The organism is Flavihumibacter stibioxidans, assembly GCF_014332695.1.
GTDB lineage: Bacteria > Bacteroidota > Bacteroidia > Chitinophagales > Chitinophagaceae > Flavihumibacter > Flavihumibacter stibioxidans.
Map to the genome: position 1 here is coordinate 580,924 of NZ_MBUA01000012.1, position 23,779 is coordinate 604,702.

Below are 23,779 nucleotides of genomic sequence, written 5' to 3' on the forward strand. Positions count from 1 at the left end.
CGCGTCAGACGCGTTAATACAAACTCGGGTTGGAATTGATGAAATTCACAAGGGCCGCTGTATTCTTAAGTTTTAATTTCTTGAGGATATTGTGACGGTGGACCTCCACGGTCTTCAGGGAAATTTCCAGTTCAGAGGCGATCTCTTTGGAAGAATGGCCACTTTTAATGAAATGGATGATCTGGATCTCGCGGTCGGTAAGGTTCTGGATATCAGGTGCCTGGGTGGCGGTATCGGTCATCTGCTCAGAGATGATATTCCGGATTTCATCACAGATATACTTGTTCCCCTTTTCTACTTCCATAATGGCCCTGACCATCTCTTCCCGGCTGCTGTTCTTTGTTACATAACCATGCGCCCCAACCTGCAGCATCTTGCGGGCATAAGCTGGTTGCGAATGCATGGACACACCGATTACCCGGGTATCGGGACTCACCTGGCGAATTCTTTCCGTGGCATCAAATCCGCTCATCGGAGCCATATTGATATCCATTAATACAACATTGGGTTTATGGATGGCCGCCAGTTCAATGGCCAGTTCCGGCTCTCCGCAATCGGCAATTACTTCAAAACGCGGATCACTGGCCAGAATAAAACTCCAGGTTTCACGGATCAGTTTGTGATCATCCACTATGAGAATGGATACTTTTTTCATTTCTCGTCTTCTTTATTTAGGGTATTCGGCAAATCAATAATCAACTGGCAACCTTTACCAGGAGCGGTGTTCACTTTTACCTCGGCATTAAAGATAGCCGCTCTGCTCATAATATTCGACAAACCAAGGCCATCCTTCATTTTCGCCTGATTGAGGTCAAAACCAATGCCATTATCTGCAATTTCCAGCCGAGTGGAATCCGGATGGTGTGATATGATGATCCCAAGGCTGCTCGCATGCGCATGTTTCAACACATTATTTACCTGTTCCTGGATGATCCTGAACAACATCAGTTTCTGCTTGGGGCCAAGAAGTTTTTCCAGTTTTGGATCATAACGAAAATCCACCACCAGCTGTTTTGCGATGGTGATATTTTGTACCAGGTCCTTTACGGAGGAAATCAGTCCCAGGTCGCTGACACTGGCAGGCATCAGGGAACGACTGATCTTCCTGATCTCATTAATGGCATTCATAATCGTATCCGAACTGCGACGGATCATGTCCTGCCGCATTTTAGCATCATTCTGGGCTACTTCCAGGAACAGTTTGGCGGTGGACAGCAGCTGGTTAACATTGTCATGCAATTCCTTTCCGATTTCCTCCCTTTCATTTTCCTGCACATCCACCACAGCCCTTGCAATCTGTTTTTGTTTGTTGATTTCCTGCTGGATCAGTTTTTCTTCCAGCATTTTTCTTTCGGTAATGTCTTCACAGGAACCAATCATCCTGATCACTTTTCCCTGTTCATTGTAAAGGCAGTAAGCCTTGTCGATTACCAGGGCGTATGTCCCGTCGGCCTTTTTAAAACGGTATTCTTCCATGAACAGGCCATTGTCCCTGCCTTCAAGAACTTTGTTGATATTGCCAAGAACGCGGTCACGGTCCTCAGGATGGATCTTGGATTCCCAATTCTGGGAAGTACCAGGATATAACCCGGATGGATAACCGAATAATGTATTGAAGCCTTCGCCCCAGAAGGAGACTTCCTCCTCTGCATCCCAATCCCAGATGGCTTCATTGGCCGCCCTGGTGGCAAGGATATACCGTTCATTGCTGATCCGGAGTTTTTCCGCTGCCTGTTTGTTTTCGATGATCATGGTCAGGATATGGGTAGCCCTGCTGATCATGCTGAATTCTTCCTCAGTGGGTGTGCGTGCGGCTTTGTAATATACATTGAAAGTGCCCAGCACCTCGTTGGTTGAACTGATAATAGGAATCGACCATGCTGCATTAATTCCAATGGATGCTGCCTTCTGCCTGACCTCATTCTTCAGGTAGCTGCTGCTGATGTCGGGGATAATGACCTGCTGGCGTAACATAATTGCCCGACCATAAGATGTCATGGCGGGGTCCAGTGGTGTTGTTTCCACAAATTCATTCAACACCTCACTCAAATCAGGTGCAGATAGTAATACGGTATCCCGCAGGTTGTTCTTTACCAGGAATACGGCGCAATTGAACTTTCCGCTGATCTTTTCAAGTCCCTCCAATAAAAGATCTGCAATTTCACGGAGCGATGCTTCCGATCCGGTGTGCATTTCCAGTACTTCTTTCTCCAGCTGCAATAATCGGTCCTGCTGTTTTCTGGCCGATACATCCTTGAAATAGATAAACAGTCCGTCATCATAGGGGAAGGCGCTTACATCAAACCACCTGTTCAGTGAGCTTACATATTGTTCATACCTGATCGTCCTGTTTTCATTAACCGCCTTATTCAGGCTGATAAAGCTGACCGAATCCCTGGCATCAGGCAGTAAATCCCATGCATTGCCACCAACCACCAGTTGCATGTTATCCTCCAGCAGGTTCTGTGCAACTGCATTGAACATCGTTATTTGAAAATTCCGGTCAAGGGAAATAAATCCATCTGTAATGCTGTGAAGCATGCTGGTGATCTTGTCGGAATATTGCTTCAGGGTCTTTTCAATCTCCACATATTCGCTGATATCCCTTAAACTCAGGATGATACCATTGATATTCGGGTTGCTCAGTTTGCTCTGAGCTTTCATTTCCATCCAGAGCCAGTTACCATTCTGGTGCAGTATCCGCAATGGAAGTTGCAGGTCGTGCTGGTGATCGGATGCGAGTTTTTTCAGCGCCAGGTCAAATATCTTTCGTTCTTCCGGATGAACGATATTTCTGCAAGGTTCCTGCATCAATTCCACCTCCTCATACCCCAGGATTTTCTGCAGGCTTGGAGTGGCATAGGTTAACCTGCCTCCGGGCTCCAGCACAAATACAATATCCAGCGAATTGCGGAAAAGTGCCCTGAATTTTTCTTCGCTATCACGCAACTGGGTTACACGCAGATTCTTTTCAATTACACTGCTGACCGAAGAAGCGAAAGTGGTAAGGGTTTCATCTACTGTTTTGCTATATGTACGTGATGATTTTTTCTGACCGCAACCAATCGCGCCCCAGCATCCGTCACTGGTTACTACAGGAGAAATCAGCAAGGATTTATAGCCCATTTCCTCCATCCAGGCCCTGATGGCCGGATTGGTTTCCGTGGCCAGCTGGTATTCGCTTGTGTTACCGGACCTGCATTGATCTGCAGCAGGCAGGAGGAGACCCACCCCGGAAAAAAGATGCTTTTTTTCCATTACAGAACAGGGGTTCGATTCGCACCAGATATGGAACAACTGCGGCCCCTTGCCTGTGAATTTCAGGACGAAAATACATTCAGCAAGTGAGGCAGACCCTAGCAATGGAAGACATTGCTGCAAGCCCTCTTCCAAAGTGTTACCAACCAGCAATATCCTGGATATCTGTGCCAGGGCGGAAGAAAGCCTGTCTCTTTCTACCAGTTGCTGCTCTGCCAGTTTACGGTCGTTGATATCCCGCGTATTCGTCTGGATATAGATTACCTCACCATCTTCCACTATTGGTTTGGAAACGGACTCCAGCCAGATATAAGTGCCATCTTTTCGCCTGAACCGAAACTGGACCGAAGGCTCTTCCTCCCCCTTTAAATTATTATCGTGTGCCTCCTTAATGGTTGTGGATGCATCATCGGGATGAAAAAAATCATAAGGGGACTTATCCGTCAGGTCTTCCGGATCATAGCCCAGCAACTGCTTCACAGCGGGAGAAACATAAATATAGTCGCCGTTAGGTCGGTGCAGACAGATCATATCGCGGGCATATTCCGACAGGAAGCGGAATTTTGCTTCGCTTTTGGCCAACTCCTGTTCGGACTGTTTCTGCTGGCCGATATCCCTGGCGGTCACATGAATTCCGGTAACCTGCCCCCCTTTAAGAATGGGGCGGGAGCTGATCTCAACAGGAATCCGCTTGCCTGAACAGGAAATGAATTCTGATTCATAAACGGTAGACAACACCACACCGGCCTTTTTCTTTTCGCCGAGATGAACAGCCATGGCAAGTTTTTCAGGGGCGAAAAACCTGTGAGATGACTGCCCCACCATTTCCGATTCTTTGTATTCCAATAGTTTTTCCGCCATCCTGTTCATGGAGGTAACCCTGCTGTTCTCATCAATAATATAAATGATGTCATTGGCATTCTCGAACAGGTCCCGATACCTCTCCTCACTCAGGCGCAGGTTGGTTTCCAGGTCCCTTTGCTGGGTGATATCAGTAACGATTACCAGCATCCCAACCATTTCAGCATCGGGGTTCAGGATTGGTTTGTAGCGGCAATTAAACAGTCCATCCAGGCCGGGGAGCCGGTACTCTACATCAACCGTTTTCCTGTACCGGACAGATTCCTCATAGGCGGGCAGTAAATTCGCAGCAGTTGGCATATAATGTTCCTCCAGTAAAGCATGCATTGGCTTACCCAGGAAAACGGAGGGAGGAACGAATAAAACCGAAGGGTCTTTTACCCAGAAATTCCGGAATATACCATCCTTATCCAGTTCAAAAACGATGTCATGGAAAGAGGCCACAATCTGTTCCAGTTCATTCAGGCGGCCTTCAATGCGGTCACGGTTGGCAACGGGCATGCCATACCATTGGTACCCGCCGGGCTCCGGAACTACCGTCCAGTAAACGGGGAGCAGGTTATCCCCTCCCATCCTGACGGAGGCACGGATTGAAACCGGCTGGCGTGAGTTGGTAGCAAAGCGAAGCGACTGGCTGGCGTTGTTGTCAAGATGCAAAAGATCATCGAGGTTTGTTTTCACTCCCTTCAGGTCCCGGCCGGCAGCCTGCTGCAACAACTGGCAGCAATTATAAACCATCGATGCCTCATCGGAATAAAACCGGTAAGGAATATTCTGGCTCATCATAGTGGCGGTCTGGCGCGTGGCGATCATACCTAAAATTACATTAAAAAGGCCTGCCCGAAGGCAAGCCTGCTGCTGATTTCATAAGAATTTGACTCACTGGTTCTTCGTAATATTCTGCATCCATTCGCCCAGTTGGGGGCAAGTGGCAAATTGCTTGTCGATTACCAGGTGGAAAGTAGGGATCTTGGCCTGGAACCATTTTTCAATGGCTTCAGCCTTCTTTTCTTCAATGGCCCTTTCGGCCACCCTGTTGTAGTCATCTTTCAGGTTTTCGCGGTGCGGTTCAGTACGGGTTTTCAGGTAAATGATTCGCACGGCCTTTTTCCCACGTTCATCGGTATAAGCCAGGGGCTTTGAATAGTCGCCTGCCTTCAGGTCTTTCAGGGAAAGAACCAATTCCTTATCGAACTGATCGATGGCGCAAAAAGTTGTACCAGACCCGCACTGGCGCATGCCGCCGGTGAATTTGGAATCTTCCGCCTCGCTGTATTTGGCTACTGCCGCGCCGAAATCAAAATCACCAGCCACCAGCCTGCTGCGGACCGAGTCCATTTTTGCTATCACTGCGTTTATTTCAGTTTCGGTGATGGTTGGGATTTTCAAAATATGCCGAACAGTTGCATCATCTCCCGCCCTGTTCACCATCTGGATGATATGATACCCGAAACGGGATTTGAAAACGGGTGATATCTGACCTTCGCGCAGGCGGAAAGCGTTGGCAATAAAAGTAGGGTCCATCTGTCTTTCAGTCCGGTTAACCTGGTACATGCCTCCGGTATTTTTGCTGCCGGGATCGTCGGTATACAGGCTGGCCAGGGTCTCGAATTTCTGCTTGCCATTCTCCACCTGCTTTTTGAAGTCGTTCAGTTCTTCAATGGCATACAGTTCGAGGTCGCGGCTGGCTTTGGGATACATCACTATTTCACCAACCTCCAGTTCACTTTCCCAGAAATTCAGGCTGTCAACTGGTATTTTGTCGTAGTATTCTTTTACTTCAGTAGGGGTGATTTTGATATTTGATACGATCTTATTTCGCATCAATTCTGCCTGTTTACGTTCCCGGAACGACTGGCGGAAATCTTCCTTGATCTGGTAAACGGTACGTCCCGCGATCTGCTCCAGGGCATCTTTGGTACCATACATGCCAATGAATTGCCTGATCTGGTTGTCGAGCATGGCTTCGATCTCTTCCTCGCTCACTGCGAGGGAATCTTTTTCTGCCTGCAGTACCAGGGCTTTCTGGGCCAGGGCCTGTGCCATTACGAAACATTCAGGATTCTCCGGCATGGTCTGACCCTGGCGCTGGGCATCCATGATCGAGTTACGTATGTCTGAATGGAGAATAATCTTGTCGCCAACCACACCAATGATTTTGTCGGCTACAACCTTGCGGGTCTGGGCCTGCAGGGTATAAGCTGCCAGCACTGTGCTGAAAAGGAGAAAAATTTGCTTCATATTCTAATACTCGCTACCGCCAAATTAAAACAGGAGACTGGCTCCTGTTTTAAACGGTGTATGATTTAACAAAAAGATATGCCTTCGGGGCTGGAGCCCCAGCCGGCTTAGAGCGTACGTTTTACTTCTTCTTCTTCGATGGCCACGATGGTATCACCCACCTGGATATCGCTGAAGTTTTTCAATGTAAGACCGCACTCGTAGTTGTTGTTCACTTCCTTCACATCGTCCTTGTATCGCTTCAGGCTGCCAAGTTCGGCAAATGCACCTTCTGTACGCGGGTAGATGAGTACCCCGTCGCGGAAGAGGCGGATCTTGCTGTCGCGCTTGAGTTTTCCTTCAGTAACAAAACATCCGGCAACGGTTGCCTTGTCAAATTTGTACACTTCACGCACTTCAACGGTTGCCACTTCTTTCTCCTGCACCTTGGGTTCAAGCATACCTTCCATCGCGCTCCTGATTTCTTCGATCGCGTTATAGATGATGGAGTAGGTCTTGATCTGAACACCTTCGTTGTCGGCAAGCCTTGCTGCCTGTGAGGAAGCCCGGACGTTAAAGCCAATGACAATGGCATCGGAGGCGGTTGCCAGCAGCACATCACTTTCGGTGATGGCACCTACGGCCTTGTGCACCACGCTGACTGCGATCTCTTCGGTACTTTGCTTAATCAATGAATCGCTGAGGGCTTCCACGGAACCGTCCACATCACCTTTGATGATAAGGTTCAGCTGCTTGAAGTTACCCAGTGCCAGACGGCGACCGATTTCATCGAGGGTAATATGTTTCTTCGTACGGATACCCTGTTCGCGCAGGATCTGTGCCCTGCGGGAAGCTACTTCCTTCGCTTCGGATTCATCTTCATAAACCCTGAAGGTTTCACCCGCCTGCGGCGCACCGTTCAATCCGAGGATCAGAACCGGCGTGGAAGGCGGAGCGGTTTCCATTTTTTTGTTTCGTTCGTTGAACATGGCTTTTACCCTGCCATAATACTGGCCCGATACCACGATATCGCCTTGTTTCAGGGTGCCGTTCTGCACCAGCACGGTGGCTACATAACCACGACCCTTGTCGAGGGTGGCTTCAATAATGGTACCGTTGGCTTCGCGGTCTGGGTTTGCTTTCAGTTCCAGCATTTCCGCTTCGAGCAGGATCTTGTCGAGCAGCAGGTCTACATTAAGGCCTTTTTTGGCACTCAGTTCCTGGCTCTGGAACTTACCGCCCCATTCTTCCACCAGGATGTTCATGCCGGCCAGCTGTTCGTATATCTTTTGCGGGTTGGCGCCGTCCTTATCGATCTTGTTGATGGCGAAGATCATCGGAACGTTGGCTGCCTGTGCGTGGGAGATGGCTTCCTTGGTTTGCGGCATCACAGCGTCATCTGCGGCGATTACGATCACCGCAATATCTGTAACCTTGGCACCGCGGGCACGCATGGCCGTAAAGGCTTCGTGGCCGGGGGTATCGAGGAATGCAATCTTTTTACCGCTTGGAAGGTCCACCGTATAGGCACCAATGTGCTGGGTGATACCACCTGCCTCACCGCCTACCACGTTGGCAGAACGGATATAGTCGAGCAAGGATGTTTTACCGTGGTCCACGTGACCCATGATGGTAACAATGGGTGAACGGGGCTTCAGGAATTCCGGTGCGTCTTCTTCTTCCTCCTCTTCCATTGCGTCGGCATCGTCTACACCGATGAATTCAACATGGTAACCAAATTCGCCGGCCACCAGTTCGATCACTTCGGCGTCGAGGCGTTGGTTGATAGACACCATCATACCCAGTCCCATACATTTTCCGATCACTTCGGCATAGCTGACATCCATCAGGCTGGCGAGTTCGCTTACGCTGATGAACTCGGTCACCTGCAATGTCATATCCTGTGCTTCGCTGCCTTCCATCTCCGTCATGCCCTGGCGCTTCTCGCGAAGACGGCGGGTTTTCATGGAGCGACCGCCTTTCGGACCACCACCGGCCATTTTGGCCTGGGTCTGGCGGATTTTTTCCTGTATTTCTTTCTGGTCGATCTCTTTTACTTCGCGGGGCTGGCTGCGTGGGCCTGTACCATGACCGCCACGTTGCGGGCCACGACCGGCGCCACCCTGTTGTCCGGCGGGACGCTGGAAGCGGTTGCCGCCTTGCTGACCGCCCTGGCCTGGTCCACGGAATTGTCCCTGCTGACCCTGGCCTGCGCCATGACCGCTGGCCTGCTGGCGGGTGATGTTCTCACCTTTTTTATCGATCGGAATTCTTTTACGCTTGCGTTTTTCGTCGTTGGAACCAGCTGCCGCGCCTGGTTTAGGGCGGGTATCGCTGTCAACCGGCAACTGAATTTTTCCCAGAATCTTCGGTCCAGTCAGTCTTTGTGCCTGGATATTTTCGATCATGGGAGGTGCTTCCGGTTCTTCGGTGGATGGTACCTCTGCCTGTGGAGCGGGGGCAATCTCCTTTCCGGGAGCCGGTTCTTCCTTTTCAGTAACAGGGGCAGGTGGGGTTGCAGGTTTTTCGACCTGCCTGGCAGGCTTTGCAGCTGCGGGGGCCGGTGCTTCAACAGCTTTTTTGACTGTCTTTTTCGGACGGGTAGAAGAATCGATGGCAGAAAGATCGATTTTATCGATGATTCTGGGACCTTCTATTCCGGCAGACTCAGCTTTCACAACTTCCGGCGCTACTGGTGCTACTGGTGCTTCCGGTGCGGTTTCCTTCGGTTTTTCGGCCTCAGGTGCGGGCGCAGGGGCTGGGGCAGGTGTCGGCATTTCTTTTTCCGGCTCGGCCTTAAGTTCTGCCACCGGCATTACCGGTTCCGGAACAGGTGCCGGCTCAGGTGCGGGTGCCGGCGCTGGCGCTGGTTGCTCGGGGACAATTGCTTCCACTGCAGGCTTTTCTTCCTTAGCGGCTTCTGTTTTCTTCACTTCCTTGCGGAAAACCATCTCCTCCTCTTCCTTCTTCTTTTTTTCCTGCACACTGCCCTTGGGCAGGTCAATCTGGTCGCTCTTGATCTTCGCAACCTTATCGCTCTGAAACTCACGCTGGAGAGCATTATACATCTCCTCGGTGAGTTTGGCGGTAGGTTTCAGATCCTCGCGATCAAAACCTTTGCTCGCCAGGAATTCAACAAGGGTGTCCTTACCGATATTGAACTCCTTGGCCGCAGCCATCAATCTGGGTGTTGTTATTTCTGCCATTCGTACTTATTGCGTCTGCCCCACGCAGACCTTATTTTGTTTTTCTGTGTGAACCCGGTTATTCTTTTTCGAACTCTTCCTGAACGATGCGCTTCACGTCTTCAATGGTTTCGCGTTCGAGATCAGTTCTTCTCTCTAATTCGTCAACTGTAAGGTCCAAAACGCTGCGTGCGGTGTCGCAACCAATGCGTTTCAGCTCATCAATTATCCAGGTTTCGATCTCGTCGCTGAATTCGTCGAGGTCGATATCGTATTCTTCCGGTTCGCCTTCGTTATCCCGGAAAACATCGATGGTCAGGCCTGTCAGTTCCTGTGCCAGTTTGATATTTACGCCCTTACGGCCGATAGCCAGGGATACCTGGTCCGGTTTAAGGAAGACGTTTACATGGTGCTTTTCGTTGTCCAGCTCCATGCTGGTGATCTTTGCGGGCGTCAGGGCACGCTGAATCAGGAGCTGGATATTATTGGTGTAGTTGATCACGTCTATGTTCTCGTTCTTGAGTTCGCGAACGATGCCATGGATGCGACTTCCTTTCATTCCCACACAGGCGCCTACCGGGTCGATGCGGTCATCGTAGGATTCCACTGCAACCTTGGCCCTTTCGCCTGGCTCGCGGACGATCTTCTTGATTACGATGAGGCCATCAAAGATTTCCGGCACCTCAATTTCCAGCAATTTAGCTAAGAAAGACGGACTGGTGCGTGATAAAATAATAACAGGTGAATTATTTTTCAGTTCGACCTTCTTTACCACAGCGCGGATGGTTTCACCTTTTTTGAAATAATCCTGCGGAATCTGCTCGCTTTTGGGAAGAATCAGTTCGTTTCCTTCCTCATCCAGCAGCAGGATTTCCTTTTTCCATACCTGGTAAACTTCCGCGCTGATGATATCACCCACACGGTCGCCGTACTTTTTAACCAGTACATTCTTTTTCAGGTCGCTGATACGGCTGGCAAGAGTCTGCTTGGCTGCCAGGATTGCCCTGCGGCCGAAGTCGAGAATCTCCACCGTTTCGTACAACTCCTCGCCTACTTCATAGTCGGGTTCGATCTTAACTGCGTCGCTGTAAGCGATCTCAGCCAGGGGATCTTCCACTGCACCGTCTTCTACGATTGTCCTTCTGCGGAAGATTTCAAGGTCACCCTTCTCGGCGTTCACGATCACGTCGAAATTATCGTCGCTGCCGTACTTTTTCCTCAGCAGGGTCTTGAATACATCTTCCACCACTTTCATCATGGTAGGGCGATCAATATTCTCTGCCTCTTTAAAATCCTGGAATGCTTCAATCAAATTGATACTTGCCATAGTAGTGTTATTTAGAATACTACCTGAATTTTTGTTTGTTTTATATTTTCGAATAAGAGAGAGTGAGCAATCACCTCCTTTTTCTTGTTCTTCCCTTTTGTTTCTTCCACCACGATGCCATCTTCCGTCACTTCCAGCAGTTTACCGGCAATTTTCGTTGTATCCTGCAGGGTTACTTCTACATTTCTTCCGATATTCTTCCTGTACTGGCGCCACATTTTCAGTGGTTCGTCGAGTCCCGGTGAGGACACTTCCAGCGAGAAATCGCCCTCAGGAAACCAGCCGGCTTCTTCAATTTTCTTATACAGGGCACGGTTGAAACTTACGCAACGGGCAATCGAGATACCGCTGTCGGCATCCAGGAAAATCTTGAAATTGTTGGTGGGCTTCACTTTCACCTCAACCAAAAAGCAATCCTTGTCGCCTTCCAGCAATTCCTGCATGAACCTGCTTACTGCTTCTATCTGAGTTTCGTTTGTCAATATTCTTAGGTCTGTTGTTCCCCGGGACAGGCTTTACGGGGCCTGCCGCGGTGTCAAAATGGAAGAAGGGAACGCTTCCGTTCCCTTCTGTTGCTTCTTTTTCCGCTGCAAATGTAAGGTAATAGTAGTATACTTTCCAAATGTATGGTAGCGGCAAGATTAACAAAAAGATCATCCTGATTGGATGTACCTTTGTGCGGCTATGTTAAAAACTGTATTACTACTGTTATTGGCGTACATCGCTTATCGTTTTATTTTCGGATTTGTTATTCCTGTAAGCCGGGCCACCAGCCAGGTACGCCGCCAGTTCAGGGCTGCCCAGGAAGAGATGGAAAGCCGCATGCGGGCACAACAAGGTGCCGGCGCTCAATCCGGTACCGGCAGCCAGGGCTTTAACAATTCCTCTGCAACTGTTAACGGAAATCCTTCCGAACGCCCTGTCCGGAAAAGTGATTACCTGGATTTTGAGGAAGTCAAATAGGTCAAACAGGTGTCTGACATGTGGTGTCTGACATGTTATAACCGGATTTCACATCCACAATGTTTCCCTGGTTTATCTTTGTTTCATGCAACCCATCGAAAACATCATACTTGACCTTGGAGGGGTACTCCTGAACCTGAGTTATCCTAAAACAGAAGCTGCTTTTTCCGCACTCGGGCTGGAGAATTTTCACCTGCATTTCTCCCAGTTCAAAGCCAATCCGCTTTTTGAAGACCTCGAAACCGGGAAAGTAAGTCCGGCTGAATTCCTTGCGCATTTCCGCCGGGAAACCGGACTGAATGCCTCTGATGAAGCTATTTTCGAGGCGTGGAATGCGATGCTGCTGGATTTCCCGGCGGAACGGGTTGAATGGTTAAGGAATTTGCCCGACAAATACCGGGTTTTTCTTTACAGCAATACCAACGCCATACACTACGATTCATTCCAGGCAAATTTTGCGGTCAATTATCCGGGTATTTCTTTTGACGCCCATTTTGAGACCGCTTATTATTCCCATATTCTGGGCAGGCGGAAGCCTTATGTGGAATCTTATCTCGCTTTGGTGCAGGATGCGGGGATTGAGGCTTCCCGAACGCTTTTCATAGACGATACGCTGGTTAATATTGAAGGTGCGCTGGCTGCGGGGCTGCAGGCCATACACCTTGAGCCGGGCAAAACCGTGCTGGATTTAGGTGTCTGACGGTTAGGTTCGGAGGCGTTTAGGTTCGGAGGCGTCTGACGTTTGAGTTAGTCGAATTCATTAATCCTAAACGTCAGACGCCATTCCCGGAAACGCCTTTCCCGGAAACGCCATTCCCGGAAACGCCATTCCCCACCTAATACCGCTTCAAAACCCTGATGGCCACCCGGCGGAAATCGATTTCCTGTCCTTCCGATTGCAGCGCTATGAATCCCTTGTTCAGGAGTTTGCCATCTATTTTGATTTTGGGATCGTAATTATTCACTACCCCACCCCCGATCTGCGGCTTCGTGTACTGGAGAACCGTATCTCCGTTGATGATGTGTTTGATCAGTGAGTCGCCCAGTACGATGGCTTCGGCAGTCACCCATTGATCGCCCTCATAGGTTTTTGATTTTGAGTCGATGCAATGCCGTGGATCGATTTTGCCTTCGTATACCACATCGGTGCCTGGGGAGCACATATTGCCGGTAGGGCGGGGCTTGCCGTCACCCAATCCGCCAAGAAACTGCATTTCCACTGAAATGGGCCAGTCCTGGTCTTTGTACATGGTACGCGGATCCTGCGAATGCAGCATCACACCGCTGTTACGCAGGGTATAACCTGGTGCGGAAGGATGGAACTTTCCGGTGAACCGGTATTCTACCAGCAGGTGATAATAGGAAAACGGACGTTTGAAATAAAGATGACCGAACTGGTCGTTGAAATCCCCGTACTGGTCATAGCGCACTTTGATGATACCATCTTCCACCCTGAAAGTGTTACCAAAATTGACACCCACTTCATGGTGGTTGATCTTGACGATCCAGTTTTTGATGTTCTTGCCATTAAACAATTCTATCCACTTTTTATCATCACTTCCGTGCCGGGAGAAAGAGCAGATAAAAACGAAAAGGGCCAGGGGCACTACCGAAAAAAGCCTGAAATGGTTCATGTCAATCGTTTTTTGTTTTCACCCGACGGGTGGCACCCGACGGGTGAAAAAGGCAATTGGGTATTATTTATCCCACCAAAAGTTAATGGATTTTGTGTCACGGGAGTTACCGCCCATAAAAAGGGTGAATTCGCCGGCTTCCCAGATATGCTTCAGGTTGTGATCGTAAAACTTCAGGTCATCGGTGGTAACGGTGAAGCTCACCTGCTTTGATTCACCGGGTTTCAGACTGATCTTCTGGAATCCCTTCAACTCTTTCAGCGGCCTGGTATTGCTGGCCACAAGATCCCGCAGGTAGAGCTGCACCACTTCCTCTCCGGCATATTTTCCGGTATTGGTCACTGTTATAGTTGCGGTCAATTTCTGCGCACCTTTCAGTTTTTTGCTGCTGAGTGTGATGTCGCTGTAGCCAAAACTGGTATAACTGAGTCCATACCCAAAAGGATAGAGCGGCGAGTTGCGTTCATCGAGGTATCCTGAGCGGAATTTCTGGAATTCATCCGTTCCCTGGGGCCGGCCGGAATTCTTATAGCTGTAATAAATGGGCACCTGGCCAACATTACGGGGGAAGGTGGCCGGCAGTTTTCCGGAAGGGTTTACATCGCCGAAGAGAACATCGCCTATGGCATAACCTGCTTCGGAGCCACCGAACCAAACATTCAGGATGGCCGGAAGATGTTTGTCTTCTTCCGGAATGGCCAGCGGGCGACCGGTAAAGAGCACCGCAACCACCGGCTTGCCGGTAGCGTTCAGCGCATGTAACAGTTTTCGCTGGCTTTGCGGCAGGGTGATATCTGTACGGCTGGAGGCCTCACCTGTAAATTCTGCCAGTTCACCCACGGCAGCCACAATTACATCGGCATTGGCTGCTGCACGGAGCGCTTCTGCAATGAGGGTGTCGGGATGGCGGTTATCGCGCTGCCAGGGTTTCCCAAAAATACTGGTGCGGGCCTCGAGCAGGGAGTCTGCAACATTGGCGCCTTTGGCATAGACAATGTTTACATTACTGCCGGCAACAGCTTTCAGTCCGGCCAACAGGCTGGTTGCTTTGGACACATCCGCAGATACGGCCCAGGTTCCCACCATATTTTCCTTTGCGTCGGCCAGTGGTCCAACCAGTGCAATGGTGCCCTTGCGCTGCAGCGGTAGCACACCCTGGTTTTTCAGCAGCACGAAGGAACGGGCGGCGGTTTCGCGGGCGATTTTACGGTGGGTATCACTGAAGATTTCCGTTTGCGCGCGGTTGTCATCGCAATAGCGGAAAGGATCTTCAAAAAGTCCAAGTTTGTATTTGGCTTCCAAAACGTTCCGGCAGGCGCGGTCGATCTCGGCCTGGGTAATTTTGCCTTCCTTCAGGGATGCCTTCAGCGTAGTCAGGAATCCTTCACCCACCATATCCATATCCATACCGGCTTTCAGGGAAAGTGCCGAAACAGCTTTCAGGTCACCCAGTCCATGATCGATCATTTCGTTGACGGAAGTATAATCCGACACCACCAATCCCTTAAAGCCCCACTGTTTGCGAAGTACATCGGTCAACAGCCATTTGTTGGCAGAAGCAGGAATGCCGTCGACATCATTGAAAGAACTCATAACGGAACCTACACCGGCATCAACCGCCGCCTTGTACGGAGGAAAATAGTCGTTGTACATTTTAATATGGCTCATATCCACGGAGAGATAATCGCGGCCGGCCTCTGGTGCACCATAGAGGGCGAAATGTTTTACACAGGCCATAAGCGTATTGTTGGCGGCCAGGTTATCACCCTGGTAACCTTTCACCATGGCTCTGGCGATGGCCGAACCCAGGAAGGGATCTTCCCCGGAACTTTCAGCAATGCGCCCCCAGCGCGGATCCCGCGAGATATCAACCATTGGGGAGAAAGTCCAGTTCAGTCCGTCTGCGCTGGCTTCCTGTGCGGCAACACGTGCAGATTGTTGAATGAGGCCCATGTCCCAGGATGCTGCCAGTCCAAGGGGGATAGGGAAAATGGTCCGGTAACCATGAATTACATCCAGTCCAAAGATGATGGGAATTTTCAACCGGGAGTTCTTCACTGCCAGTTCCTGGACCTTTCGGATCCGCTGCGGCGAGGTAACGCTGAAAATGCCCCCCACCTGGCCTTTCTTTATCTTGTCTTCCACACCTGTGCTGACCACAGACCCGGTAGTAGCTTCGCCACCTACCACCAGGTTTAACTGTCCGATTTTCTCCTCGAGGGTCATCTTTGCCATGAGCCCATCGATAAAAGTTTTCATTTTCGCCTGGCTGCTGCTTTGCGCCGATACAGTATTAAAGGCAATTGTTCCGGCAAACAGGAAGGCCGTTGCGAGCAATGGTTTGGTGAGTTTGCTGATTCGTATCATGATCTGGAAATTAATTTTGTGATAGAGCGTATTTATTCAGTTTAGTATTGAATTTATTGGCGTATCAGGTAAGGGCCGATTTTCTCCTTCCAGACAGCGTAACCCTTTGGCGTCATATGAAGGCTGTCAGAAAGGAACAGCTCCGGATAAGGGCGGCCGTCGGGTTTCAACATCGGCGCATATATGTCAACGTAACCCGTTCTTTTTTCTGTTAACAGGAATTGCCTGATGGCATTGTTGGCAGCCACCATCCTGTCCTGCATATGCCAGCGACTGGGGCTTGGCTTCATAGACACAAACAGTATCCTAGTTTTTGGCAAACGGCGGCGGATATCCGAAAATAGCTGTTTGAACCTGTTCACAACAGTTTCAACACGAATGCTGTCACTGGAGGCCACGTCGTTTTCACCGCAATAAATAACGATCTGTCTGGGTTTATAGGGATAAATGATATCAGCCTGATATCGAAGCAGGTCTTCAAGTGTGGAACCGCCGAAACCACGGTTAATGATGGTATATCCCGGGAAATAATCTGCCACATCTTTCCAGTAGGTAAAGGAAGAACTGCCTATGAAGAGAATCTTTCCCGAAGGAGCGGGGGCAATACTGTCGAGTTTTTTAAATGACTGTATATCGTTATAAAATGGCGGCCGGGTTTGTGCATTTGCATCAGATCCCGCGATCAGGATGACCAGCAGTACCAGGAACAATACTATAATAATGGTTAATCTTTTTATCCATTTGGCTTTATTACTGGCGGACATGGTTCCGGTTTTGATCGTTTCCAAATTATTCTGATTTAATGATCCTGAACCGGGGTGACACCCCGTTTTCATTTATGGCTTCAATGGTATAATAGTAGACCTTCATAGCATCCATCCCCTTGAAATAATATTCATTTGCATCATGCACCATTATGCAATTGTAAAGCTTATCCGGCGCTGTTCCATAATAAATGTTGTAGGCATAGGCATTATCAACCGGCTTCCACTTGATATAAGCACTTCGTTTGTCCTTCTCCGTTCTCAATACCATAAATGTTTTAACCGGTTCCGGAGCATTGCCATTCCCCTTCCCGAACACCCTTAGGCCTGAGACCGCAAATTTCCCGGTTGGCATATGAATATTCTCGAGTTTGATAAATCTGGCTTTTACCGGTGCGGCCAGTTCCACATAATCATGCGGAACGTCTTTCCTGTTGGTGCTTTTGTCGGTCAGTACCTGCCATTTTTTTCCGTCAGCTGAGTAGTGGAGTTTATACTGGTGATAAATCGCAGTTTGCTTACCCAGGAATTCGGCATCCTGGTCGGCATAATTGATTTGCACTGCATAAACCGTTGACAATTCACCAAGGTCGGTCTGGATCCATTCGCCTTTGCTGGCCGATGCGGCGCTCCAGTAGGTTTTGATCGATTCATCCACCGCATGGTTGGCAGAATAAGCGCCGAGAACAGATGAAACCTGTACGGGCTTTTTATAGTTGAGCAACATCCAGCCGGTAAAGCGGCTTTCGAGATGATTGGCCTCAGCATCAGGAAGATAATGCGGATAATCGCCAAATGCAGTATTACAATACATTATGCCATCCCTGTCAAAACCTGCCGGCCAGATGCCATTGCGCCTTTCGAAAGTATTTTTTACACTGATGCCCATGGTGGATATGTGCCACCAGTTTTTCCAGGGATCCTGGTAAGTAGCCCCGTGTCCAGCACCTCTTGCAAATCCTCCCAGTTTCATACTTAACGGATCCGATTGCGGCGTGAAAGGCCCCAGGGGAGAATCGCCCACTACTACCCCATCTGCATAACCGCTCATCTCTGTTCCGGGAGCACCATACTGGAGATAATATTTTCCATTGTATTTGGTCATCCAGGCGCCTTCAATAAAGGGATCCAGAAAGGTATTGTCCATGTATTCTCCAAAGCGCTGCCAGCCATAGCGCCAGTCCTCAAGGAAATACATTTCCTTACGTGTGCCAACAGGCTGAAAGGTTTTGCGGTTCAATTCCACACCGTATAAAGGATAACGGTTGCTGCTTCCGTTGTACATATAAAAACGACCGTCGTCATCGGCAAAGAAGGCAGGATCCCAGCCGCCGATGTCGAGGGAGTCAAGGGCTTCTTTCCATTCATTCCCTTTCGGATTGGTGCTCATCCACAACGGGAAATTGCGCGAGTAGGTGGAGCCGAAGACCAGCATGGTATCACCAATTACAACTGCTGCAGGTGCACATAATTCATCGTATACATTGTGCCAGGGTTTCAGGAATTTTCGGGACACAAAATTCCAGTTCAGCATATCGCTGCTCCACCAATAACCCCACTGATTGGTAGAGAAAAGATAATAATCTCCCTTATAGGTAACGATAACCGGATCGGCAGTGGCGCGATGGCGGCCCCACTCACTGAAATTGGGGATCGGCGTATAACCATAATCGAGGTTTATCGGATTGCAGTAGGATTTTTGCTGGGACTGTAGGGAAAAAGCCAGCATCATTGCGCTGCCTATTAATATCATGCGGAGAAATAGTGGGATGGCAGGATGTAAATACTTCAATAAATGTTGAGTGCTCATGGGCTAATTTTATTTATTTCTCCCAAATAAAATATGATCCAGGCTATATTTTCCGGGTCCTGCAAAAAAGAATACCAGGCTGATCAGCACAAATAGAAATGGGTGCTGGTCTTCATAGAATATTTTTCCCTTCCCCATCCCAAATGTAATTACCAGCATGGTGCAGGCGAGGGGGATGACAGCAAGCCGGGTAAACAGGCCCAGTGTAAGCAAAAAACCAGACAGTAATTCGGCTGCCTTGCCCACAAAGGCCATAGTGGCTGCATACGGGAAATGCAGGTCCGTCAGCCATTTGGCATAGTCCTGCATTTTCTGGTCGTTGAATATTTCCCAGCCATGATAAACCATAAAAAGTCCGGTTAATATCCTGACAAAAGCCATACCCGGCTCATACCATATTTTGCAATCGGGTGAGAGGAATTTTTTCATGATTACAGGTTTCCTTTTTTCAATTCTTCCACTGCATGATTGGCGGCCCTTGCGGTGAAAGCCATGTATAAAATAGAGGGACTCTGGTTTCCTGTACTGGTCATACAGGCACCATCCGTTACAAAAACATTTTTGCAGGCATGCAACTGGTTCCACTTGTTCAGCATGGAAGTTTTGGGATCATGGCCCATACGCACTCCGCCCATCTCGTGGATATCCAGTCCCGGCGGCTGTTTGGTGTCATTGGTAATAATATCTCTTCCACCGGCTTTTTCCATCATTGCCTTACCCTGTTCCAGGAAATCCTTTACCATCCTGTCATCATTGTCGTCATAGCCAACATCGGTAACCAGCAGCGGGATACCCCACTGGTCTTTTTCCGTGGGACTCAGGTATACGCGGTTGGTTTCTTTCGGGATGGTTTCTCCCTGCATGTACATATACATACGCCAGCCGCCCGGCTCACTCATGGATTCTTTAAGTTCTGCTCCAATAAGGCCAGGAGCCCCATCGGCATTGAATCTTTCACGGTAAGCGCCGGTGAAAATGGTGTAACCGCCAAGGAAGTCCGTATCCTGTTTGCCCAGGTTGCGGAAATTCGGAATAACACATTCGGCCGGTTTACGCACTTTGAAATATTTGTCGGTAAACCCGTCGATAGCTCCGTTCATACTACCCCGGTAATTGTGAAAACAGATGTATTTGCCAAGCACACCGCTGTCGTTCCCAAGTCCGTCGGGAAAGCGATCGCTGGTGGAGTTCAGCAGAATAAGGTTGGTGTTCAGGGCTGAGGCATTCAGGAAAATTATCCGGGCGAAATACTCCGTTGCTTCCTTACTAACGGTATCGATTACGCGCACACCGGCAGCACGTTGATTTTTTTCGTCATATATAATAGAGTGAACAACTGAATGGGGGCGGATGGTGAGATTTCCGGTTTTAGCCGCCCAGGGAAGGGTGGACGTAACCGAGCTGAAATAGCCGCCAAACGGGCATCCGCGCATGCAGAGGTTGCGGTTCTGGCATTGCCCCCTGCCCTGTTCGCGGTGAATGTCCGTGGGTTCGGTAAGATGTGCCCAACGGCCGGAGATCAGGTATCGTTTGTATTCCTTCCAGAACACATCCTTCATGTGCTGCTCTACGCAATTGAGTTCATAGGCCGGCAGGAATTCTCCGTCGGGCATGGAAGGAACGCCGTCTTTATTTCCGCAGATGCCGGTAAATTTTTCAGTATGGCTGTACCATGGGGCGATATCGGCATAGCGGATTGGCCAGTCTACGGCGAAGCCGAACTGGCCGGGAGCAGTAAACTCGAAGTCGCTCCACCGCTGGCAGCTCCGGCCCCAGGTGAGTGATTTCCCACCAACCTGGTATCCCCTGATCCAGTCAAATGGTTTCTCCTGGATATAGGGATGGTCTTTGTCGCGGATGAAAAAATGTTCCGTGTCTTCGGCATAACCTGCCGCTTTGCTGATAAGCGGGTTTTCTTTCAATACTGACTGCGGTATATACCCCCCGTGCTTCAGTTCCCAGGGGTGTTTATTATAGCCCGGATAATCTTTGATGTGTTCAATATTTCGGCCACGTTCCAGCACCAGGGTTTTCAGTCCCTTTTCACACAATTCCTTGGCTGCCCAGCCGCCGCTGATACCGCTCCCAATCACGATGGCATCGTAGCTGTGGGTTGAAACCTGCTTTTTCGGATCTCCTGGCATGATTATTCGTTTTTTGATTTACCCGTCGGGTGCCACCCGACGGGTAAAATTTTACAATGGGCCATCGTCCCTGGTTCAGCACATCAATCCCCGCTAATATGCGGACTTTTAAATCCAAGTTTTTTTAATCCTTTCTGTACTTCGGGGGCGGACATAAATAATTTCCAAAGCAGGCCGGTACGATAGTTTTCAATCATCACAATGATGGGGCCCTGGTCAATGGCAAGGTGGCTTTTTGCGTACCAGTTCTGCGTTTCGTTAAAGGCATCCACAAACCCATACTCAGTCCAGATCTTATCACCCAGCTCATTATAAAAATGTTTCAGGGCCTGCATGGAATATTCAGGTGTGTAGGGAAAAGCAGAAAGCGCTGCTGTTGGCGTAATGGTGCCATTGTCATTTGACGGAGAGTGGGCATCGTAACCATGGTAGGTATCACTGGCAGTTAATCCCCAGTTCGATGCACCATATCCTTTGAAATTATTCGGGTTCCTTACACAATGTTCGCGGTTGATCAGGGTATGGTTCCTGTTCTGCTCCCAATAATCGGCATACTGGTCCTCAAGGCCTCGCGGGTCCAGTCCCAGGAAAGAATAATGCGAGAAGAAAAGTGGTCCGCCATAATCAAATCCCAGTGGCAACTTAATGCCATAAAATTCCTTTCCGTTTTTAAAGAAATTGCTCTGCGCCCAGCCCCGGTGGTACACATTGGCGGAAACGGGATACCGTTCGCCGGAGGCTGCCAGTACATACATGATCAGGCATTCATTGAATCCCCGCACCGGGAAATTCATGGCCCAGCCGTTATTGGGACTCCAGTGCCAGTAAAGTACTTCCTGGTTGTTGGTAAACCAATCCCATTCGATATCGTTCCACAACCAGCTAATGATATTGCGGAGATCCCTTTCGGTGGCATTATCCCCATTGAAATACTGCCTGGCGGTCAGCAGCCCCTGGAAGAGAAAGGATGTTTCCACCAGGTCGGCGCCATCATCTTTCCGGCTGAAGGGAATTGTTTTTCCGGTGGCGCCATTAAGCCAGTGCGGGAATACACCATGATAGGAATCTGATTTATGCAGGAAGCGCACCATCTTCAGCATAAACCTGGCGGCGGAATCGCGGGAGATCCATTTCCTTTCGGTGGCAACAATCACTGCCATAATACCAAAACCCGTTCCTCCGGTGGTTACCACTTCGGGACCATAGCTATAAGCATTGTTGCTGCGCTCACGCGACAGTCCGGATACCGGGTGTGCAAAATCCCAGAAATAACGGAATGTCTGTTTCTGGACAAGGTCCAGCAAAGCAGAGTCATCCAGGTTTTTCGGACGTGCAGCTGCGTTGAACTCCACAGAGGCAGCAGGTGCGGGTTTCCTTTTCTGCGCATAGCTATCAACGTTAAAAGCGACGCCTACCAGCAGGGCCAGGCCGAGCAAACAGCATGTTTTACCAGGTGAACCGGTAAATGCAGTCCGTTTTGGTAATTTACCGGAACTGATTCCCCGCTTATAATCCAGGGTGTCTGACATGTTTACGAGGGTGTCTGACATGTTTTAAATTTTTATAGATACGGTGCAGTGAATCCCAGTTTCTTCATACCAGCTTTTACTTCGGGCGCACTGGTAAACATATCCCACAACAAGCCTGTACGGTAATTCTCAATCATCACGATTATGGGTCCCTGGTCAATGGCTATGTACGAATCCGCAAACCAGAGCTCTTTTAAGGAGAATGCATCTACGAATCCATAGTCTTTCCAAAGTTTATCACCAAGAATATAATAAAAGAATTTCAGTGCTTTCATAGACTGGTCGGGGGTATAGGGGAAGGATGCCAGCGCTGCGGTGGGTGCAATTACCCCCACATCATTTGTGGGCGAACTGGCAGTGTATCCACCTGGGATATCGCTAGCTGTTAGTCCCCATATCATGTCACTGTATCCATATTGTCCCTTTGGATTGGCCACGCAGTAATTGTAATTGATCTGCGCATGCGCCGTATTCTGGGTCATGTAGTTGGTATATGTATCCGTGAGTCCGGTGGGATTGATACCCATGAAAGAATAATGTGAAAAGAATAATGGTCCGCCGTAAGCCGGTCCCAGCGGTAGTTTTACTCCCAGATAGGTATTTCCGTTAGTAAATCCATTTCCACCCGCAGAGGCCCATCCCTGTGTATAAACAGAAGCAGGAACAGCATTCGTGGCAGAAGAAGCTGCCAGTACATAGGTAATAAGGCACTCATTCCAGCCGCGGATCGGCATGTTCATATCCCAGTTATAAGTGGAACTCCAGTGCCAGTAAAGTACTTCCTCATTGTTCTTCCGGAACCAGTTCCATTCGACCCCGTTACAAATGGTATTGATATCATTTCGCAATGTTGTTTCCTCCGCGCCGGCATCATCAAAATACTGGCGGGCAGTAATCAGCCCCATTACCAGGAAGGATGTTTCCACCAGGTCGGCGCCGTTGTCTTTCTGGCTGAAAGCGACCGCGGCTCCTGTGGCCCCATTGAGCCAGTGAGGGAAGGCACCATGAAATTTTTGCGCCTTTTCCTTCAGGAATGTTACCATAGTTTTCAGCCGCTCCAGACCTTGTGCACGCGTAATGAAATTTCTTTCAACGGCAGTAACCAGTGCCATTACACCAAAACCTGATCCGCCGGATGTTACCACATCGCCTGAATTATTTCGTTCCCTGACCAGACCGCTGACGGGGTGACCGAAATCCCAGAAATATTTAAAGGTCTGACGCTGCACCAGGGTAAGCAGTTCATCGTCACTGATCGCTGGAAACTTTGACGAAGAATCGATCCGGGTTATGAACCGTTTATTGACGGTAGAGATAAAATTGCCACCGGAGGCTGACTTCAGTTCATTGCCAATACTGAATACATATTGGTTGAGTGCGGACAGGTCGGAGGTTGTTTGCACCACCAAAACAGAATCCTGGTTTTGTAAACTCGTAGTAAACACCGGTGCAGAGCCACCTGAAGCGCTGGTCAGCGTGACTGCCGCAGCAACAGTAGCAGGTTTTACCGGCTCGCTGAACCGGATGGTGATCGAAGGTTTTGTAGTCACACCATATTCAAGATCATCCATCGGATCAGTGTTGAGCAGGATTGTTTTTACACTAACCTGTTTGGGCACCACAGGCGCTGGTGCCGGATCTGAGCCCGATTTCCCGCAGGCCATAAAAAAGACGATGGCGCTGTAACAAACTACCTTGTAAGCAATCAGTTTCATGG

16 protein-coding genes are annotated in these 23,779 nt (G+C 49.3%); 2 read left to right on the forward strand and 14 right to left on the reverse strand.

Translation table 11 applies throughout. The features are described from left to right. Positions 1-13: 13 nt before the first annotated feature. The 6 genes from BC349_RS09710 to BC349_RS09735 all read right to left on the reverse strand — a co-directional run bounded on the left by BC349_RS09710 (position 14) and on the right by BC349_RS09735 (position 11,333). Complete coding sequence (locus tag BC349_RS09710) at positions 14-655, reverse strand: response regulator (RefSeq protein WP_187256537.1); 642 nt, start codon at positions 653-655, stop codon at positions 14-16. Further along, entirely contained in the window at positions 652-4,932 is a 4,281-nt protein-coding gene (locus BC349_RS09715) for a PAS domain S-box protein (protein WP_187256538.1), read from the reverse strand. The genes BC349_RS09710 and BC349_RS09715 overlap by 4 nt, the downstream gene beginning before the upstream one ends. A gap of 66 nt (positions 4,933-4,998) precedes the next feature. Then, positions 4,999-6,360 (reverse strand): peptidylprolyl isomerase, encoded by a 1,362-nt coding sequence (locus BC349_RS09720; protein ID WP_187256539.1) that lies wholly within the window; start codon positions 6,358-6,360, stop codon positions 4,999-5,001. 107 nt (positions 6,361-6,467) lie between these two features. Next, complete coding sequence (gene infB / locus BC349_RS09725; protein WP_187256540.1) at positions 6,468-9,545, reverse strand: translation initiation factor IF-2; 3,078 nt, start codon at positions 9,543-9,545, stop codon at positions 6,468-6,470. A gap of 58 nt (positions 9,546-9,603) precedes the next feature. Continuing rightward, a complete protein-coding gene (gene nusA / locus BC349_RS09730) occupies positions 9,604-10,851 on the reverse strand; it encodes a transcription termination factor NusA (protein WP_187256541.1) in 1,248 nt (415 codons plus the stop codon). A gap of 11 nt (positions 10,852-10,862) precedes the next feature. Continuing rightward, positions 10,863-11,333: an LSm family protein gene (locus BC349_RS09735; protein ID WP_246456882.1), complete on the reverse strand. Its 471-nt coding sequence runs from the start codon at positions 11,331-11,333 to the stop codon at positions 10,863-10,865. A 202-nt stretch (positions 11,334-11,535) separates the two neighbouring features. Here BC349_RS09735 and BC349_RS09740 point away from each other — a divergent pair, with 202 nt between their 5' ends. Both BC349_RS09740 and BC349_RS09745 read left to right on the forward strand, forming a co-directional pair. Next, complete coding sequence (locus tag BC349_RS09740; protein WP_187256542.1) at positions 11,536-11,814, forward strand: hypothetical protein; 279 nt, start codon at positions 11,536-11,538, stop codon at positions 11,812-11,814. 85 nt (positions 11,815-11,899) lie between these two features. Beyond that, positions 11,900-12,514: an HAD family hydrolase gene (locus BC349_RS09745; RefSeq protein WP_187256543.1), complete on the forward strand. Its 615-nt coding sequence runs from the start codon at positions 11,900-11,902 to the stop codon at positions 12,512-12,514. Positions 12,515-12,650: 136 nt separating this feature from the next. On the opposite strand, the gene BC349_RS09750 is transcribed toward BC349_RS09745, so the two are convergent. The 8 genes from BC349_RS09750 to BC349_RS09785 all read right to left on the reverse strand — a co-directional run bounded on the left by BC349_RS09750 (position 12,651) and on the right by BC349_RS09785 (position 23,777). Then, entirely contained in the window at positions 12,651-13,448 is a 798-nt protein-coding gene (locus tag BC349_RS09750) for a 3-keto-disaccharide hydrolase (RefSeq protein ID WP_187256544.1), read from the reverse strand. Positions 13,449-13,511: 63 nt separating this feature from the next. Beyond that, positions 13,512-15,815 carry a beta-glucosidase BglX gene (gene bglX / locus BC349_RS09755; RefSeq protein WP_187256545.1) on the reverse strand — a complete coding sequence of 768 codons (2,304 nt, stop codon included), beginning with the start codon at positions 15,813-15,815 and terminating at the stop codon, positions 13,512-13,514. Between the two features lie 53 nt (positions 15,816-15,868). Then, positions 15,869-16,603, reverse strand: a complete 735-nt coding sequence (locus BC349_RS09760; RefSeq protein ID WP_246456883.1) for a GDSL-type esterase/lipase family protein — start codon at positions 16,601-16,603, stop codon at positions 15,869-15,871. A gap of 1 nt (position 16,604) precedes the next feature. Beyond that, positions 16,605-18,389: a family 43 glycosylhydrolase gene (locus BC349_RS09765; RefSeq protein ID WP_222840131.1), complete on the reverse strand. Its 1,785-nt coding sequence runs from the start codon at positions 18,387-18,389 to the stop codon at positions 16,605-16,607. Between the two features lie 9 nt (positions 18,390-18,398). After that, on the reverse strand, positions 18,399-18,818 hold the full coding sequence (locus tag BC349_RS09770) for a DoxX family protein (protein WP_187256546.1): 420 nt from the start codon (positions 18,816-18,818) through the stop codon (positions 18,399-18,401). Positions 18,819-18,820: 2 nt separating this feature from the next. Next, the gene (locus BC349_RS09775) at positions 18,821-20,533 is read right to left on the reverse strand and encodes a GMC oxidoreductase (protein WP_187256547.1); all 1,713 of its coding nucleotides are present in this window, start codon (positions 20,531-20,533) and stop codon (positions 18,821-18,823) included. 83 nt (positions 20,534-20,616) lie between these two features. Continuing rightward, positions 20,617-22,083, reverse strand: a complete 1,467-nt coding sequence (locus BC349_RS09780) for a glucoamylase family protein (RefSeq protein WP_246456884.1) — start codon at positions 22,081-22,083, stop codon at positions 20,617-20,619. An 11-nt stretch (positions 22,084-22,094) separates the two neighbouring features. Beyond that, complete coding sequence (locus BC349_RS09785) at positions 22,095-23,777, reverse strand: glucoamylase family protein (RefSeq protein ID WP_187256548.1); 1,683 nt, start codon at positions 23,775-23,777, stop codon at positions 22,095-22,097. Positions 23,778-23,779 lie beyond the last annotated feature (2 nt).